This window comes from Brevibacillus borstelensis (genome assembly GCF_037834415.1).
Classification (GTDB): Bacteria; Bacillota; Bacilli; order Brevibacillales; family Brevibacillaceae; genus Brevibacillus; species Brevibacillus borstelensis_A.
This window is the reverse complement of the sequence record NZ_JAUMSJ010000001.1, coordinates 99,385-116,519: the sequence shown is the minus strand read 5'-3', so window position 1 is coordinate 116,519 and position 17,135 is coordinate 99,385. Positions and strand designations below refer to the sequence as shown.

The 17,135-nt window shown below is 56.8% G+C and carries 13 protein-coding genes; 1 reads left to right on the top strand and 12 read right to left on the bottom strand.

What is annotated here, in order from left to right; translation table 11 throughout:
- Positions 1-6 precede the first annotated feature (6 nt).
- The 6 genes from phnW to Q3F21_RS00495 form a co-directional block, all read right to left on the bottom strand.
- On the bottom strand, positions 7-1,149 hold the full coding sequence (gene phnW, locus Q3F21_RS00520; protein WP_340249026.1) for a 2-aminoethylphosphonate--pyruvate transaminase: 1,143 nt from the start codon (positions 1,147-1,149) through the stop codon (positions 7-9).
- Positions 1,146-1,943: a phosphonoacetaldehyde hydrolase gene (gene phnX / locus Q3F21_RS00515; protein ID WP_340249024.1), complete on the bottom strand. Its 798-nt coding sequence runs from the start codon at positions 1,941-1,943 to the stop codon at positions 1,146-1,148. Before phnX ends, phnW begins: the two co-directional genes overlap by 4 nt.
- A gap of 96 nt (positions 1,944-2,039) precedes the next feature.
- Positions 2,040-3,764 (bottom strand): putative 2-aminoethylphosphonate ABC transporter permease subunit, encoded by a 1,725-nt coding sequence (locus Q3F21_RS00510; RefSeq protein WP_425341198.1) that lies wholly within the window; start codon positions 3,762-3,764, stop codon positions 2,040-2,042.
- A gap of 101 nt (positions 3,765-3,865) precedes the next feature.
- Positions 3,866-4,915 carry an ABC transporter ATP-binding protein gene (locus Q3F21_RS00505; protein ID WP_340249022.1) on the bottom strand — a complete coding sequence of 350 codons (1,050 nt, stop codon included), beginning with the start codon at positions 4,913-4,915 and terminating at the stop codon, positions 3,866-3,868.
- A 12-nt stretch (positions 4,916-4,927) separates the two neighbouring features.
- Positions 4,928-6,010 carry a putative 2-aminoethylphosphonate ABC transporter substrate-binding protein gene (locus Q3F21_RS00500; protein WP_340249020.1) on the bottom strand — a complete coding sequence of 361 codons (1,083 nt, stop codon included), beginning with the start codon at positions 6,008-6,010 and terminating at the stop codon, positions 4,928-4,930.
- Between the two features lie 273 nt (positions 6,011-6,283).
- On the bottom strand, positions 6,284-6,802 hold the full coding sequence (locus Q3F21_RS00495; RefSeq protein ID WP_340249017.1) for a DJ-1/PfpI family protein: 519 nt from the start codon (positions 6,800-6,802) through the stop codon (positions 6,284-6,286).
- A gap of 146 nt (positions 6,803-6,948) precedes the next feature.
- On the opposite strand from Q3F21_RS00495, the gene Q3F21_RS00490 reads away from it, so the two are divergent.
- A complete protein-coding gene (locus tag Q3F21_RS00490; protein ID WP_340249015.1) occupies positions 6,949-7,332 on the top strand; it encodes a winged helix-turn-helix transcriptional regulator in 384 nt (127 codons plus the stop codon).
- A 220-nt stretch (positions 7,333-7,552) separates the two neighbouring features.
- Here the strand turns inward: Q3F21_RS00490 and Q3F21_RS00485 are convergent, their stop codons facing one another.
- From Q3F21_RS00485 to Q3F21_RS00460, 6 genes are all read right to left on the bottom strand, one after another.
- Positions 7,553-8,254: an aspartate/glutamate racemase family protein gene (locus Q3F21_RS00485; RefSeq protein WP_340249013.1), complete on the bottom strand. Its 702-nt coding sequence runs from the start codon at positions 8,252-8,254 to the stop codon at positions 7,553-7,555.
- A 44-nt stretch (positions 8,255-8,298) separates the two neighbouring features.
- Complete coding sequence (locus tag Q3F21_RS00480) at positions 8,299-9,036, bottom strand: PIG-L deacetylase family protein (protein WP_340249010.1); 738 nt, start codon at positions 9,034-9,036, stop codon at positions 8,299-8,301.
- Between the two features lie 10 nt (positions 9,037-9,046).
- Complete coding sequence (locus Q3F21_RS00475) at positions 9,047-10,102, bottom strand: N-acetylglucosamine kinase (RefSeq protein WP_340249007.1); 1,056 nt, start codon at positions 10,100-10,102, stop codon at positions 9,047-9,049.
- Positions 10,102-11,610 (bottom strand): argininosuccinate lyase, encoded by a 1,509-nt coding sequence (argH, locus tag Q3F21_RS00470; protein ID WP_340249005.1) that lies wholly within the window; start codon positions 11,608-11,610, stop codon positions 10,102-10,104. Before argH ends, Q3F21_RS00475 begins: the two co-directional genes overlap by 1 nt.
- Positions 11,611-11,862: 252 nt before the next feature.
- Positions 11,863-14,412 carry an NEW3 domain-containing protein gene (locus Q3F21_RS00465; protein WP_340249586.1) on the bottom strand — a complete coding sequence of 850 codons (2,550 nt, stop codon included), beginning with the start codon at positions 14,410-14,412 and terminating at the stop codon, positions 11,863-11,865.
- Positions 14,413-14,576: 164 nt separating this feature from the next.
- On the bottom strand, positions 14,577-17,072 hold the full coding sequence (locus tag Q3F21_RS00460; RefSeq protein ID WP_340249585.1) for a PIG-L family deacetylase: 2,496 nt from the start codon (positions 17,070-17,072) through the stop codon (positions 14,577-14,579).
- Between the last annotated feature and the right edge of the window lie 63 nt (positions 17,073-17,135).

Below are 17,135 nucleotides of genomic sequence, written 5' to 3'. Positions count from 1 at the left end.
CTGGTTTTAGCGCCAATATATGTTGGCTCTGACAGCCTGCAACAATCTCTTGATATCCTCGGCATACACTTCCCCGATATTGCCGATCCGGAAGGTCTCCGTCTGTGAAATTTTTCCCGGATAGATGACAAATCCCGCCTGCTTCAAGCGTTCGTAAAACGTTTCAAAGCGAAACGCCGGATGATCGGGATAGCGAAACGAGGTGATGATCGGAGACTGCCAGCGCGCCGGAAGCAGGCAGGCAAAGCCGAGCTCCTCCATTCCCTCGACCAGAAGGCGCTGATTGGCAGCGTAGCGCTTGTACCTCGCTTCGACGCCCCCCTCTTCCTCCAGCTCCACGAGAGCTTGATAAAAAGCCCGAACAGTATGCGTGGGAGAGGTAAAACGCCACTTCCCGCCGTGCTTCTCCATCGTTTCCCACTGGTCAAACAAGTCGAGCGAGAGGGAGCGCCCCCGCCCTTTGCACGCCTCAAGCGACGCCGTTTTGGCGATGACAAAGCCGAAGCCGGGAACGCCCTGGATGCACTTGTTGGCGCTGCTGACGAGAAAATCGGCTTCCAGCGCTGCCGCGTCCAGCGGTATCCCGCCAAAGCTGCTCATCGCATCGATGATCAGAACTTTTCCGAAGCGTTTGACCACGCCGGCAATTTGCTCAATGGGATTCAGCATTCCTGTGGTCGTCTCGCAATGTACCGCGGCCACATGCGTAATGGCGGAATCCTGTTCCAGCTTTTCGGCGAGCCTGTCCGGGCTAACCGGCTCCAATTCGGGGAAGTCCATATGCTCTGCCGCAATGCCGTGCACGGCGGCTATTTTGGCGATGCGGTCGCCGTAGGCGCCGTTAGTCAAGACCAGCAGCTTGCCATCCTTTGGCATAGCCGAGCTGATCACCGCTTCCACGCAAAAGGTCCCGCTCCCCTGCATCAGGACAGACGTATAGCCCTCAGACGCTCCGGCAGCCAGCGAAACGAGCCTGCGACGGATGTTTTGGACCAATTGATTGTAATCGTCGTCCCACGTACACCAGTCGCGGAGCATGGCGGCCCGGACGCTTGGCGAGGTGGACAGCGGTCCCGGCGTCAGCAGCAGGTACGGGTTGTCCGGTCCGCTTTCTTTGTTGGCGAGAAGCTCGCTGTGTCTGGCTGTCATGGCTTTTCCCCCCGGGCCAGACGTTCCTCGATCTCATCGAGCACTTTATCCAAATGTCCGAGTTCATCGATAGCGAAGTGTGCTCCCGCCTGCTTGAATCGCTCCACAGCTTCTGCAACCTTTTGTGCGAGCAATTCCGGATCGGCCGCTGCCACTTGCTCGCGCGACCAGCCGAGTTCGCTGCCGCCTTTTACGACCCCGACCGTCCACATGCCGGCATTTTTGCCTTCCCAAATATCGCTTACGGTATCTCCCACCTTGACCATCGCGCTCATCGGATAGACTCCGAGCCGTTTGGCATTCTCGTAGCACATCCATGGCTCTGGCCGGCCGGCCGGAACTTCGTCGGAAGCGACGATCGCATCCGGCGCGTAGCCGCGCTTTCGTGCTTCTTCCGCCACAATCTCCATCATCTCGCGGGTATAACCAGTCGTCGAGCCTATCTGCAACCCGCGTCTTCGGAGCCGCTCCACCAATTCCACCGCTCCCGGGACCGGCACCGCATACTTTTTTAGAACGGCAAACATCATCGGCTCAAACTCTGTATACAGAGCGTCCACATCCGCCTCGTCCGGTTTTTTGCCGTAACGCTGCTCCCACTGGGCGGAAATCCGTTCCATCCGGCAGATCGCCCGGATGTGATCCCGTTTCAGCAAGCCCATCGGTTCGCGAGCCTCCTCGGGCGTCACATCGATCCCTCGTCGCTTGAATACTTCGATAAAAACGGCGAGCGGTGCGAAACAACCGTAGTCGATCGTTGTTCCCGCCCAGTCAAACACTACAGCTTTGATCATATTTTCACCAGCTTTCTCGCATTTTCTCGTACTTATAGGCTCTGGCAGCAAAACGGCGTTGCTGGGTGCAATGCCTGATCTCAGCCTTGTTTCGCGCTATCTTGCCTGCCATTTGGCAGTCCGCTTTTTCAAAATCAGCGAAATCCACTCTGCAAGGCTGCGGGCGACGATATTGATCGCGACGATCAAAACGGACATGGCGGCAGCCGGGGCTATGTCTCCGGCATCGTCCATGTTGACGATCGCCACCGAGGCCAGCTTGAAGTCTGCCGCGTAGAGGAACACCACCGCCGAGATCGTCACCATCGCATTCATAAAGAAATAAACGGCCATCTCGATAATCGCGGGCAGGCACAGCGGCACAGTGACTCGCCAAAATGTTTTGTACGGGGCTGCTCCCATCGATTCCGCAGCCGACTCGAACTCCCGGTCCAGCTTTTTCAACGCGGTCATGGCCGTGATAAAGGCAACGGAAAAAAAGTGAACGACATTGGCCAGTACCAGTATCCAGATCGTTCCGTACATACTGTGCAGAGGATTCGCCGGATTGTTGAAAAAGAAGATGTACGCAAGGCCTATGACCATGCCCGGCAAAGCGAGCGGCAATACGGACAAAAAGTAGCCTGCCTGGCGAAGGCCATTCCATACCTGCATTTTCTCCAGGACGTAGGCCGTAACAAAGGTGAAAACTGTCCCGACCGCTGCCGTCCAGAAGGCGATTTTCACACTGTTCCACAAAGTCTCCATCCCGGCTCCCGCTGCTTGCGAGAAGTCGTAATGATCGAGCGTAAAGGCCAGGTTGTACGGCCACACCTTGATAAACGACGCCAGGATGACCGCTCCCATCAAGAGCAGCAGCAGACTGGCGACTCCCAGGCAGTAGAGAAAGTAAATCGTGTCCCGAAGCTTGTTTTCTTTGATCTGATAGGGCAGCGACTTGGACGTGATGGCAGCGTTTTGCTTTCGCTGCACGATCCGATCGACGGCAAAAGCCAGCAGGGCAGGCGCGATCAGCAAGAGGCCAACGGTCGCTCCCATCGTCATGTTTTGCTGGCCGATCACCTGTTTGTACACCTCTGTCGCCAATACGGAATACTGCCCGCCAACCACTTTGGGCGCGCCAAAATCGGTGAATGACAGTGTAAACGAAACAAATGCCGAACTGATCAAACCGTATTTGACAGTAGGGATGGTAACCGTCCAGAACTTCCGCCAGCCGCGCGCTCCGAGGGTGTCGGCCGCCTCGTACAAGCGATAGTCGGCAAAGGCAAGCGAGACGGCCAAAATCAGATAGGCTTGCGGAAACACGTAGACGACCTCCGCGAGCACGATCCCTGTGGCACCGTACAGCTCCATATTCCAGGAGAACGGCAATAGCCCGAAAATCCCGGTCGTGATCAAGCCTTGATTGCCAAAAAGATAGGTCAGTCCGATCCCGTGCATCATTGTCGGCGCAAACAGCGGCAGCAGGGCAATGGAACGAAACAGCGCCTTGCCTTTGATCTTTGTTCGCGTCAAGGCGTAGGCAAACAAAAAGGCCAATGTCACGGCAATAATCGTCGTCAGGCATGAGATGTACAGCGTATTGACAAAAGACTGGACGAGCGACGGCGCAGAAAAGTACGCGATGAAATTGGCAGCGCCTGCGAAGCTCCCCTGCTCGTCCCAAAAGGCTCGGAGAAATAAGGTCAGCAGGGGCAGCAGCACAGCTGCCACCAGGATCAAGACCACCAAAGCAAGGATTCCCTTTTGCCAGCCTCTGCCGATCATGGCGGGGCTGATTGCTTTCTTCTGACCTCGTGCGTCGAAGAATGGTCCCATGCTGGCGGGGCTCCTTGCGTCCATACGCGAGGCCTCGCGAGTCCCCTCCTGTGCATCCTTGTCAGCTTCCATTTTTGAATTCAGCAATGTCCCCATTCGCCTCACCCTGTGCCCTTCCAAGCATCCCGTTCAAACACCAGCAGCTTTTCCAGCGGAAGCTCCAGCAGTACCTTTTGATTGAGCTTCACCATCATGCGCTGGGGCATTGTGGCAGGCAAGTCGATCGTCAGGCGAAGGGGAAAGGATGATTCCTGCCCGTCGAGCAAGTGCAAAAACAAGCGGTAAAAGGAACCGCGGAACTCCACACTCTCGACGACCGCAGGGATGCCGCACTCCGAATCGTGATCCAGCAGACGCACATGCTCGGGACGAATCGCCAATAGCGCATTCTCATCCGGGAGAAGTCCGCCGAAACGGGAGCCCTCAAAAAAGTTGATCGCTCCGATAAAATCGGCGACAAACGGGCTGCCCGGCCGATTGTACACGTCCTCTGGCGTTCCGATCTGAACAACTTCCCCGTGGTCCATCACGACGATTTTATCGGCCATGGTCAAGGCTTCATCCTGATCGTGAGTCACCATGATCGTAGTCATACCCGTTTCTTCATGAAGACGCCGAATCTCGCGGCGGAGCTTTTGGCGGACCTTTGCGTCCAGCGCGGACAGGGGCTCGTCAAGAAGCAGGACCTCGGGCGCAAGCGCGATGGCCCGCGCCAAAGCCACTCGCTGCTGCTGGCCGCCGGAGAGCTGCGCCGGATACTTGTCTGCCGCCTGCTCCAGATCCACCATGGCCAGTACCTCCGTCACCTTCTCCCTGATGGCGGTGCGTGTCCATTTTTTCTCTCGCAAGCCAAAGGCAATGTTTTGGGCGGTCGTCAGGTTCGGGAACAGGGCGTAGGATTGAAACATCATCGCGATTCCGCGCTCCGCAGGGGGACGCGCGGTAATGTCTTGTCCGTTCAGTACGATGCGACCCGTCGTCGGCTGCTCAAGTCCGGCCAAAATGCGCAGCAGCGTTGATTTTCCGCAGCCGCTGGGGCCGAGCAGGCAAACAAATTCGCGCTGGCTCACGGCAAAGGAAACATGCTGGAGCGCGGTGTACAATCCAAAACGCTTGCTCACACCCTGGATGGATAAACAGGACTGTTTCATGTCCGCACTCCTTTACTTCGAAGGTTCGCTTTTTGTGTTGAAACGCTTCTCCCATTCAGCCAGCACCTTGTCGCGGCTCGCTGCCGATTTTTTCAGGTCGTTTTTGATCAATTGCTGGAGCGGATCGACCGTATAGCCTTCCGGAAGCTGGCTTGTGATCCCCTCGACGCTGACGATGGCAAAGTTCTTGTTGTATGCCTTCATCGCTTCGTCAGAGATCGCCCAATCGAGAAATTCCTTTGCAGCCGGTTTGATCGTTTGCTTTTTCACAAGCGCGTTTGCTTCCACATCCCAGCCCGAGCCCTCTTGCGGGAAGACGACTTCGACCGGCGCTCCTTTTTGCTTTTCGGCGATGGCGCGATAGCCAAACGAAATGCCGATCGGGTACTCGCCGGAAGCGGCCATTTTTGCCGGTTTGGAGCCGGAGTGGGTATAGACAGCCATATTTTCGTGCAGCTTGGCCAGATAGGCCCAGCCTTCTTGTTCTCCTTTCAGCTGAAGCAAGGCTGAAACGGTCAGGTAGCCAGTGCCGGACGATGCCGGATTAGGCATTGTGATCATTCCCTTGTACTCCGGCTTGATCAGGTCTTCGTAGGACTGCGGAATGGGGAGGTTCTGCTTCGCAAGCTCTGTCGTATTCACGGCAAATGCAGTCTCCCAGGCGTCAATGCCCACCCAATGGGCCGGCTCCTGCGTGTCTTTGAACTCGGTAGAGACTCTCTCAATTCCTTTGGGCGAGTACCCTTCCAGCATGCCTTGTTGATCCAGCACCAACAGACTGGTAGCCGCTACTCCCCAGATGACGTCCGCCTGCGGATTTTCTTTTTCCGCCAGCAGCTTGGCCGTAATAACGCCGGTAGAATCCCGGACAATATTGATTTTTGTCTCCGGATGCCTTTGCTTGAACGATTCCAGGTACGACTTGATCTGGTCGTCTTCCAGCGCAGTGTAGACGGTGAGCTCGGATGAATCTGATGCATCGCTGCCCGCAGAGGCTGTCGATTGTTGTGATTGTGTCCCTGGAGCCTGCCCGCAACCGGCGGCGACGGAAAGCAGCAACAAGGATGCCAGCAAAGGATGGTACCAACGCTTCATAATGAACCTCTCCCTCTCTTTTTCAGAACCTTTCATCACCTCTCATGATACGGGTTAATTGTAAATTGTGTGTGAATCGAGCATTAAGAATGTGTTTTTACTTTGTTTTCGTTGTTTTTAACTGTATATCTGTTTGCCAAATAAAGAAAGACCAGCCCAAAACATGAACGATCATGTTTTGGGCTGGTCGCGAGCTTCTTGCCTTTATTCATTTCCCATGCAAAGTCTTCAAGTTTGGACGCCGGATTTCTCGGCGAACCTGACCTAGACAGATCAGGCGAGTGCCTTCACCAGGCTTTTTCCGAATTCTGTCGCTCCGTCCGGTCCATCGCTCGTAATGACGTCTTTGTGGGCAACGACATGCTCGGGAACGTATTCGACGTTGTTGGCGGCAAGCTCGTTGATCATCGCATCTACAGGGTAGCATGTTCCTTTGCGTCCGGACAGCAAGCCTGTCTTCGCTACCACAACCGAACCCGCGCAGATTCCCGAAACGAGAATGTTCTGGTCATACGCTTGTTTCAGATAGCTGATCAGCTCTTGGTTTCCCCACAGATAATCGATGGTGCCGGAACCGCCGATCACCGCCACCACGTCGAAATCGCTCGCCGACACATCGGAGAAAATTACCTCCGCCTCTGCTTTGCCGGCATTGTCTCCTGTGATTTCTCCCGTTTTCGTACTGGCAACGGTCACTTCGATCGCAGCCTTTTGCAATTCTGCCTTCGGTTTAAACAATTCATCCTCATTAAACCGGTCTGGTGGTATGATAAGCAATGCTTTTTTCGCCATGAAATACGTACCTCCCTGGATGATAAACAAAATGTGTTCGAAAAGTTACTCTTATCCTAACGCCATTTGCGGGTGTCGGGAAGAGTGCACTTTTTTGTTCGATGGTTACGAAAATGTTACTATTGGAGAAGGAGGCGTAGGAAGCGATGTCAGACAAATTGCGAAAAGAAATCCAGGAAAAGCTCAAAAATGGCGATTTTAATTGTGAAAAAGAGCTTACCTTGTCCATCATCAGCGGAAAATGGAAGGTCGTCATTTTGTGGCATCTAGGCGTCGAGGGACCGCATCGGTTTAGCGACCTCCAGAGGCTTTTCCCGAAAATATCCCATAAAATGTTGACCAATCAGCTGCGAGAGCTTATGGAAGACGGGATCGTTCACAGGGAGGTTTATCCGGAGGTTCCCCCCAAGGTGGAGTATTCCATGACAGAGCTCGGCATGACTCTCTTGCCGATCGTCGAAATGATGTATGAGTGGGGAAAGACGCGGATGGCACAGATCAAGGAACAGATCCATAACAGCGATGAGTAACAGCGGGGGCTTGAAGGAAGCTTTCGCTTTGACACGAAAGGCTGCCACGTTCACACATGGCAGCCTTGGTTGTTTATAGGGAGCAAATCTGTTAGGGGAGGACTTTCAGGCGTTACGGTTCGCCGCAGGGAGCTTTCACGTCTCCTGCTTATCTTACGTATTGCACTACCTACTGCAAGCAGAATATGGTAGCCGAATGCATCGCTTCATGTCCTTTTTGCTAGGCTCCCTCCCCCAGAGCGTAGCGGACAGCGGCTTCCGCGTGAATCTGCGTCGTGTCAAAAACGGGCACGGTACAGTCTTCCTGCCCGATCAAGAGGCCGATCTCGGTGCAGCCCAGAATGATTCCCTCGGCACCCTGTTCGATCAGGCGGCGGATCACTTCCAAATATCGGCCTTTTGATTCTGCCCGGATCACGCCCTGGCAAAGCTCCTTGTAAATGATTTCGTGCACGACTTCCCGATCTTCCGCGGAAGGGATGAGCACATCGAGGCCGTGCTTGTCCCTCAGCCTTCCCGTATAAAACGCCTCTTCCATCGTAAAACGGGTGGCGAGCAGGCCCACCCTCGTCAAACCGGCGGCCTTGATAGATTCAGCCGTAGCGTCAGCGATATGGATAAAGGGAAGCGGAACCTGCTCCTCGATCTCCTCCGCGACCTTGTGCATCGTATTGGTGCACAGCACAAGCAGCTCGGCGCCGGCAGCCTCCAGCCGTTGCGCGGCAAGCACCATCTCCTTGCCCAGTTCCGTCCATTCCCCCTCATGCTGCAAATGCGCGATTTCGGCAAAATCAACGGAGAACAACAGGCATTTGGCCGAATGCAAATTCCCTCTTTCCGCCTTCACCATCTCATTTACCAAACGATAATAAACCGCTGACGACTCCCAGCTCATCCCGCCGATCAACCCGATCGTTTTCATAACCCGCTCTCCCTTCTCCGAAATGTTTTCTATACATTATACGTCTACAGGTCGATCAAAGGTATCTCCTTCTCGGGTGAAACCGGAGTGACGGCCCTGCCTCCTTCACGCACCAGCGTGTAGTATTCATAGCATCCGATCACGCCGCTGTCTCCGTTCATCACGCCCGGATAGGCGCGATTGACTGAATACTCCTGGCTTTGATGGGCACGGAGCGCTTCCGCTTTTCGTTCACGGTACAGCGTGATGTCCACTTTTCCTGTAATGGGAACAGCAGGCCTCGGTCCCTTGTCGAGGCAATGATCGTAGTAATGCGGAATGGAAACGAAATAAAGCGAAGGGCACTCCCTGTTTTGCAAATGCTGTTCCGCTCGTTCCACTGCAGCGGCGGTGGCATTGGATACGGCGATATGGTCGGGATGTCCCGTCACGCCATCCGGCGGAAACGTCACCACCGCGTTTGGTTTCCGAGCCAAGATCAATTGGCTGATGCGCTCCACAAGCTCTTCCGGCTCTACTGCCGACAACCCGCCGTCCGGATAACGGAGCAGCTCCAGCTTGCCGATTCCCAAAATATCAGCCGCGCACGCAAGCTCCTGTTCCCGATGCCGAGCCAGCTCTTCCCGGCAATGGATCGGAAACGGTCCCGGACGCCCCTTGCAGCCGGAAGTGACGCAAACGAGGCATGTTTCATGACCTGCGTCCCTGCACTTTGCCAATGTTCCGGCACATGCGAAGGATTCGTCGTCGGGATGGGGAAACACAAACATCAAACGCTTCATCATTTTCACCTCAATGTTTCTCGATTCTCCCTTTGAGATATGCCAATCCTTTGGCAATAACTCCGTAGATGGGTTCGTTTTGCGCCTTGTCGATCACAACCTGGGGAGCCGCCGAGCGGATTTTCTGCATGACGGTAGAACGGACCCGCTCATCGTTTTGCAAGACGCCCCCCTGCAGGATCATCTTGAACGGCTCATTGTCCATGCCCAGCCGCTCCATCACTGCTCTGGCCGCATGAAACAGCTCTTCTCCCGCCTTTTCCAGAATGCCCAGGGCAACTTTGTCTCCACGGTCGGCAGCCTGGCTGACGAGCAGGGAGAGTTCCCCGATTTTTTCGACGGAGCATTGCGAACCGTATGTCCAGTTAAACAGCTCTTCCACATGGGAAAGTCCGATATGCGGCAGCAGCAGGTCTATCAGCGCGGTCTGGCTTCCCCGGCCATCCGCGGCTTTCAGCACCGCCGTGACGGCCTGCTTGCCGATCCAATAGCCGCTGCCTTCGTCTCCGACTCTGTGTCCCCATCCGCCTGATCTGGCAGTTTCTCCGGCTTTGTTGACACCGAAGGCGATCGAACCGGTACCGGCGATGACGAGGATTCCCGGCTCCCCGTTTGTCGCTCCCAGAAGAGCTGCGAAGCCGTCGTTTTCCACCAGCAGGTGCCGTACAGTTACATCCAGCTTTTGCAGGACGGAAACGACCATGTCCGTAATCACTTGGCGGTCGTATTCCGTATCCAGACCGGCAAGTCCGAATACCGCGCATTCAATTTCCAGCGCATCCATCCCCATGGTGCGGCTGTTTTCCGGAATCTCGCAGTCACAGGCAAGCACATCCGACGTGTGTTCGCCTGTACTCCCTGCCTTCTGCCAAAATCCGGCTTCCCGCAGCGCTGTCCGTATCGCCGTCTCCAGCTCCCGGGCTGCCACCTCTCTGCCGATGCCCTGGTAGTTGCAGGAGCCTGCCCGCCCTGTTCCCACGATCTGTTGTCCGTCGTCCACCAATACGGCCAGACACTTTGTTCCCCCGCCGTCCACGGCCAACAGGGGAATGCGTGTCACGGTCATCATGCTTCACTCCATTCGGACGTGATCTGATCGAGAAAGCTCATCGCTTGATGAATGCTTTGCTTCTCTGCTCCAAGCCATGCCGTCTCGGATTGGCCGTCTTGCTTTCGCTGGGCGATCATGCGTCTTATTTCATCCGGGCTGGGACCTCCGGGAAGCTTGCGGATCGCGACAAAATGAACCGGGTCGAGGGCCTGCCGCAGTTCCTGTTCGGTCAGTGCCAAGCTTCGGCCGATGACAGCCTGCGCCGCTTCGTGAACCAGATCGAGTCCGATCTCATCGGCACGAAGTCCGCGTGCCAACGCTTCCTTGACCACTCTGCTGACGATATGGTGGGAGGTGCGGAAAGACAAACGGTCCGTCCGTACAAGAGTATCTGCCAGCTCGGTAACCGTGGCAAAGCTGCCCTTGGCCCGCTCCAGCAGACCTTGCCTGTTGACGTCCATCGTCCCCACCACGCAGGCCATCAGCCGGTACATCTGATCGAGGACGGACAGGCTGCGCCACGCATACGGCTGCATGTCGTCCTCCGTATCGACGATGTCGCCGAACGGGGTATTGTGCATCATCGTCAAGACGGTAGCGGCGCTGCCGGCAGAAGACGACAGCAGGGAGCGCATGTGCTCGAATGAGACCGGGTTCCGCTTCTGCGGCATGATCGAGCTGATCTGTACATAGGGGCTTGCCACTCTCAACACCGCAAACTCCTGTGTACACCACTGCAGCATATCCTGAACGGTGCGTCCCAGATTGATCGACGCCAGCTGCACAGCCGTTGCGACTTCCCCCAGATAGTCGGCGCCCCCGATGGCATCGTATGCATTCTCCACCAGCTCGTCGAAGGCCAGCAGCTTCATCACCCGCTCCCGGCTGATCGGAAAACCGGACGTCGTAAGAGCCGCCGCCCCCATCGGACTGCGGTTGCAAGTCCGATACGCGCTGATCAGCCTGCGGATATCCCGCGTCAGTGAATCGACCACCGCCATCATGTAGTGAGCCATAGTCGTCGGCTGGGCCTGCTGCGTATGGGTATACCCGATCATCACCGTTTCCGCGTGTTCATCAGCAAAACGGAGCAATTGCTCTTTCAGGGCGACAGCCGACGATAGCGTCACCAGCAATTTTTCCCGCAGCACCATGCGGTAAATGGTGACGCCCATGTCATTGCGGCTGCGGGCCAGATGCAGATTGCCCGCGACATCGCCCGCCAGCTCCAGAAGCTTGCTCTCTACCTGAAAGAACAAATCCTCAAATTGTCCCGTATACGAGGAGCGGCGCAGCTCTTCCAGATCGATGCCGCGCAGCGCACGGGCGATCTGCCGGGCTTCGTCATCCGTGATCAACTCCTGCTCGCGAAGCATGACGAGGTGGGCCTTGTTGATCGCCATCATCGGCGTCAAAAGATGGGTTTTGGCTTCCGTAAAGGCTGGCTCCAATACTGCTTCGACATACGTCTTTCCAGGGAAAGTGTTTCCCTCCTGTTGAAAGATCCGTTCTTTGGTATCCATGGTGTTTCTCCTTCCGGCTTCCGGCCATTTCTTTTGTTTTTAGAGGATGTTCGTTCTCCGGTCAAAGCTGCCCCGAGGGGGAAACGGGGAGGACAGCCGACAAACGCAGCCTCCCGCTCTCCTCTCACTTTCTGTATCTGTGTCCGGTTTTTTGTCCGGTGTCTGTCTCCGTTGTTTGTCTCCAGCGTCTGTTTCCGGTATCCGGTTTCTGCATCCGGTGTCCGCGTTTTTCCTTGCCGTTTGCTTTCTATATTACTGCTTTAGACTGGCCATGTTGACAAACAGCCGGATCGCTCCCGGCACCAGCGCGGGTATTTCGCGGTACCAGACGAGCGAGCTGTACGTATACGTCCCTTTTCCGTATGTGGCGGTGAGGAACGTACCAGTGAACTCCTGCTCGCCCGGATCGCCGTTTTTGATCAATTCCACATACTCCTTTGCCCATTTGGACGGATTGTAGGCGGAACGGTCCTGAATCCAATGATTCCAGTCCTCGTCTGTTATTTTGTTGGGCGTGTTGAAAATCGGATGCTCAGGTGTCAGCATCGTCACCTTGGAATTCTCGTCTGTCACGCGCCATTGGATCAACGGCGTACCGATGGTGATCGGATACGGCGCCAGCTCCGGCTTCCATTTGTCTTCCGGCTTGTGGTACTGGACGACCAGATTGCCTCCGTCCTCCACGTATTTGAGCAGACGGGCATTGCTCGGGATCAGCTCCGGCCGGAATCCGTAGGCGCGAATGCCCAGCACGATCGAGTCGTATTGGCTGAGATCGCCAGATTCGATGTCGCTTACGCTGAGCGAAACTACATCCACCCCTACCTGCCGCAAGTACTGGTCGATGTTGTCAAAGCCGCTGGAGACGTACCCGACCTTCAATCCCTCCGGCACGTTCAGATCAAAAGCCTGGATCGCCACCTCTGCCGGCTGGATAAAGTACGTGGTGCCAATGTGCGGATAACGGATCACTTGGGCCCCTTGGGTGCTTTCCTTTCCGTTTCCGCGAGCGACTGCCGTTACCCTGGATTTGCCAGGCTTCACCGAAGCCGCCGCCTTGACCGTAAACGCTGCCGATTTGGTCTCGCCCTTGGCGGCGAAGGAAACCGGCAGCGACTTCGGCTCGGCGGACCAGCCGTCAGGCAGCTCCAGCGAAATAGCGGCATTCGCAGCCCCGGGATTGTAGTTTTTGACCGTCACCTTGACCGGGATCGACTCTTCCGGCTTGAGTGTATTGAGCACGGTCGCTCCGGGACTGACCGACAGGGCGAAGCCTGGCAGAACGGCGACTGCGTCCGCGGGTACGACGTGCGTGACAGAAGCCGTTCCAAAGGCGGTGACCGCAACATCCGCCGTGATCAGCGGCTTTTGATACGGCTGGAACAATGGCGCATCGTTTGGCACCGTTACCTCGTATTCGGCTTTTGCCGTCTGGCTGTAGCCGAGACCGTTTACGCTCGTCGGGCCTGTTGCCCGCGCCTTCCATCCTTCCGGGACATTCAGGTTCAGTTTGACCCGGCTCCATTTCACCTGGCCGCCATTATAGGCGGTTACGGTTACTTTCGTCGTCTGACCAGCCACCAGCTCGCCGGTCTCCGGCTGTACCTTGGCTACGAGCGACAACGCTTCGGCGCACGCTTTGTCCAGCTGCTTTTCTTTTACCTTCAGCCGATGCAGCACATCCTGCTTCGCCGTGCGCTCCAGACCGGATGCCTCCACGGCAGCCTTTGTCTTCCTGACATCGGCAAGCATCGCGTGGACTTCTTCGGCAACGTTGGCGAAGCTCGGATAGGCGGCGATCACCCGGTCGGCGTCCTTTTGCAGCGCGGAAAGCTCTGCCGCCAGCTTGCCTCCGCCCGCGGCTTCCTTCACTTCCTCGGCCAGATCGTCAAATGTATAGGCAATGCCTTCAAAGAAATCGGGGTCTTTTTCCCTTGCCTTTCTCTCCGTTTTCTCCGGGGCAGCCGACTTCTCCAGCTTGTAGTAGCTGTAGCTCGGACCCTCGTCATAGTGCCGCCCCATCCCCTGGCTCTTGTGCATGAACCGAGATTCCTCGCCCAGCTGCAGGTACGAGGCTCCGTAAATCTCGTCGTACTCTCCTACCGGCACTCTGACGTCGTAATCCTTTTCTGATGCCGGGACGTACAGCTTTTTGATTTGCCACGGCGCAAGCCCCTGGTCCAGATGCTCGGGAAACACGCTCGGGTCGGCGGCGTCCTCAAACGCCCTGACGGTAATCACGTTGATGGCGCGATGATGTCCGTGCGTGGACGGCTCGTTCAGGAAAGCGGGAATGACTGCGTCGGGTCTAAGCTCCCGGATTTTCCGGATCAGCCGTTCATAGACCATCTTTTCTCCCCATTTGGAAAGGGTCTCGTCCGGGCTTTTGGAGAAGCCGAAATCGTAGACGGGATCGTCGATCTGTTCGCTGAGCATGCCCAGCGTCACATTGGTGACCTTGGACGCTTCCTGCAGCTCGCGCGTGCGGATGATGCCGAGTGCATTGCCCAGCTCGCTGCCGATCTCGTTCTGTCCGCCTTCGCCGCGATTGGCGATGATGCTGGACGTGTCCACTCCTCTGCCCAGCGACAGGTACGCCAGCATCGCGCTGTGCTCGTCGTCGGGATGCGCTCCGGTGTTCATCGCACTGGCGATCGTGGTCAGCGGCTTGATCGCTTTCCACAGGTCGACGACGCCCCGGTCGGCATGAGCGGTCTGGGGTGCCAGCGGCAGGACGAGACTGCCGGCCAGCGCTACGGCTGAAGTGACGGAAAACAGCTTGGCAAAAGTCCCCTTTCTCAGGTGAATCCTCCTCCATTTCCTCTGTAAGATGATCTATCTGCAGGAATACCTGCATTATCAATCATGGCCTCCATGCAGGGGTGTCATGCTGTCGCCACGGATTGACCCACGGAAGAAAATCGGAAATGCACGAGAATCAAAAGTGCCGGCAGTTGGCGGCGGACTTACTGCTGCTTTTGGCTGATCATGTTTACAAACAGCCGGAACGCTCCGGGAACGAGTTGGGGAATCTCGCGGAACCAGGCCAGCGAGCTGTAGGTATAGGTCCCTTTTCCATAGGGTGCGGTCAAAAAGATGCCGCGGAATTCCGGCTCGCCCGGGTCGCTGGTGGCGATCAGCTCGGTGTACTCGCTGCCCCACCGCGAAGGATTGTAAATCGAGCGCTCTTGCACCCAATCCTCCCAGTCCCTGTCGGTGATCCGATTCAGATAATGGAACAGGGGATGTTCGGGGGCCAGTATTCGCACGGGAGAGCGTTCATCGGTGACCCGCCAGTCGATCAGCGACTCTCCGATGAAGATTGGATATGGCGCGAGCTGCGGCTTCCATTTATCCTCCGGCTTGTGGTACTGGACGACGAGATTGCCTCCGTCCTCGACGTACTTCAGCAAACGCTGGTTGCTCGCAATCAGCTCCTTTCGAAAGCCGTACGCCCGGATGCCAAGCACGATCGTATCGTAGCGGGACAAGTCGCCCGACTGGATGTCAGAATCGTCCAGATTGACGCAGTGCACCCCGACTGCCCGCAAGTATTTGTCGATATTGTCAAAGCCGCTGGACACGTAGCCGACCCGCTGATTTTCCGGAATGGCCAGGTCAAAAGCCTGGACGGTCAATTCAGCCGGACGGATGAAATAGCTCCTGCCGACGTGGGGGTACTCGATCACTTGCACGTCCCGCGAAACCTCTTCCGTGCCGTCTGCCGAAAGAACCTGCGCGGACAGCATGTATTTGCCGTTTTCCACCTGTCCTTCTGTGCGGACGGTAAACGAGACGGTCTGTGTTTCTCCCCTGAATGAAAAAGGCAGCTCGGCGTAGGCCGGTTCCGCTTCCCATCGGGGTGGGACATTGAGCGAGACCCGCGGCTGCGATGCGCCCGGGCGATACTGCTTCACTGTCACCTTGACGGGAATCGCCTGGTCCTGATGCAGCGTGTTCAGGACAATCGCCGAGGGGGTCAACGTCAATGCGTACGGAGGCAGGACGGCGACGCTCGTGTCCGGCTCTACGCGGATGGCGGCAGCCGTCTCGAAGGCGAAATAGTGGGCTTCCACATCGAACACGGGCGATTTGTACGGGTGAAACAGCGGCGCACGGGCAGGGATGCCCAGCTCGTAGACGGCGCAAACCGTCTGGTTGTAGCCAACCTTGGGAAAGCAGGTGGGCGTCAGCGGCTTGACCGTCCAATCGTCGGGTACGCGCAGCCGCAGCTGGACGTGCTCGACATCGAGGGAACCCCCGTTGTAGGCGGTCACCGTAACGGTCGTGGTTTGCCCCCCGACCAGCTCGCCTGTCTCCGGCTTGATTTTCACGACCAGAGACAGCGCCTCGGCGCTCGCCTGATTCAGCTGCGCGTCCTTCACCCCCAGCCGGTAGAGCAAATCTGCTTTCAGCTCTTCTTGCAGGGAGGCTCCGGCCACTTCCTCCTGCGCGGCCCTTAGCAGGGCCTTCATCCGGTGGACGCGGCTGGCCACCTCCGCAAAGCGCGGATAAGCGTCCAGCACTTGCAGCGCGGCCTCGTGCAAGCGGCGCAGCGCTTCTGCCGCATCTGCGGCTCCCTTCGCCGCCACATTTTCGGCCAGATCGGCAAAAGTAAAGGGCAGCCCGGAGAAAAAGTCCCGCTCTTTGCGCTGGGCTGGTGTGACCGAAGCATCCAGCCGGTAGTAATTATAGGTCGGCCCCTCGTCGTAGTGAACGCCCATTCCCTGTGTCTTGTGCATAAAGCGGGAGCGCTCGCCGAGCTGCACGTAAGAGGCGCCGTAGGTCTGGTCGTATTCTCCTACCGGCACGGCCACGTGATAGTCATCGGGACTGCCCGGCACGTACAGCTTTTTGATCTGCCAGGGCAACAGGCCTCGCTTCAGATGCTCGGGAAACACCTGGGGATCGGCCGCTTCGCGATAAGCGCGCTCGGTCAGGATCGTGATCGCCCGGTGATGGCCGTGCGTAGTCGGCTCGTTTTCGAAGCAGGATATCACCACGTCGGGGCGCAGCTCCCTGATTTTACGGACCAATCGCTCGTATACGATCGACTCTCCCCATTTTTCAAAGGTCTCCTCCGCGCTCTTGGAAAATCCGAAGTCGTAGATCGGATCGACCAAATCCTCGCTGAGAATCCCCAAGGTGACGTTGCTTTTGGCGGAAGCTTCCTCCAGCTCCCTTGTACGGATAATTCCCAGTGCGCTCCCCAGCTCGCAGCCGATCTCGTTTTGCCCGCCTTCCCCCCGCGTCGCGATCACGCTGGAGGTGTGCACGCCTTTGCCCAGCGCCAGATAGGCGAGCATCGAGCTGTGTTCATCGTCCGGATGCGCTCCTGTATTCATCGCGCTGGCAATCGTCGCCAGCGGCTTGATCGCCGTCCACAAATCAATCAGTCCGTGCTCCCCGTGCAGGGGGCGTGCGGAGACAGGAATAGGCGGACACGCGATGCCCTCCCCCATTCCCGCATGGACTGGCTTCTCCCTTGCGTCGCTTTCTCCCACGTGAAGCTCCTCCTTTTCGGC

Bases quoted from the DNA above. Each gene is read 5' to 3' on its own strand.
- phnW (WP_340249026.1), bottom strand. From the start codon at position 1,149: ATGACAGCCAGACACAGCGAGCTTCTCGCCAACAAAGAAAGCGGACCG.
- phnX (WP_340249024.1), bottom strand. From the start codon at position 1,943: ATGATCAAAGCTGTAGTGTTTGACTGGGCGGGAACAACGATCGACTAC.
- Q3F21_RS00510 (WP_425341198.1), bottom strand. From the start codon at position 3,764: ATGGGACCATTCTTCGACGCACGAGGTCAGAAGAAAGCAATCAGCCCC.
- Q3F21_RS00505 (WP_340249022.1), bottom strand. From the start codon at position 4,915: ATGAAACAGTCCTGTTTATCCATCCAGGGTGTGAGCAAGCGTTTTGGA.
- Q3F21_RS00500 (WP_340249020.1), bottom strand. From the start codon at position 6,010: ATGAAGCGTTGGTACCATCCTTTGCTGGCATCCTTGTTGCTGCTTTCC.
- Q3F21_RS00495 (WP_340249017.1), bottom strand. From the start codon at position 6,802: ATGGCGAAAAAAGCATTGCTTATCATACCACCAGACCGGTTTAATGAG.
- Q3F21_RS00490 (WP_340249015.1), top strand. From the start codon at position 6,949: ATGTCAGACAAATTGCGAAAAGAAATCCAGGAAAAGCTCAAAAATGGC.
- Q3F21_RS00485 (WP_340249013.1), bottom strand. From the start codon at position 8,254: ATGAAAACGATCGGGTTGATCGGCGGGATGAGCTGGGAGTCGTCAGCG.
- Q3F21_RS00480 (WP_340249010.1), bottom strand. From the start codon at position 9,036: ATGAAGCGTTTGATGTTTGTGTTTCCCCATCCCGACGACGAATCCTTC.
- Q3F21_RS00475 (WP_340249007.1), bottom strand. From the start codon at position 10,102: ATGACCGTGACACGCATTCCCCTGTTGGCCGTGGACGGCGGGGGAACA.
- argH (WP_340249005.1), bottom strand. From the start codon at position 11,610: ATGGATACCAAAGAACGGATCTTTCAACAGGAGGGAAACACTTTCCCT.
- Q3F21_RS00460 (WP_340249585.1), bottom strand. From the start codon at position 17,072: ATGGGGGAGGGCATCGCGTGTCCGCCTATTCCTGTCTCCGCACGCCCC.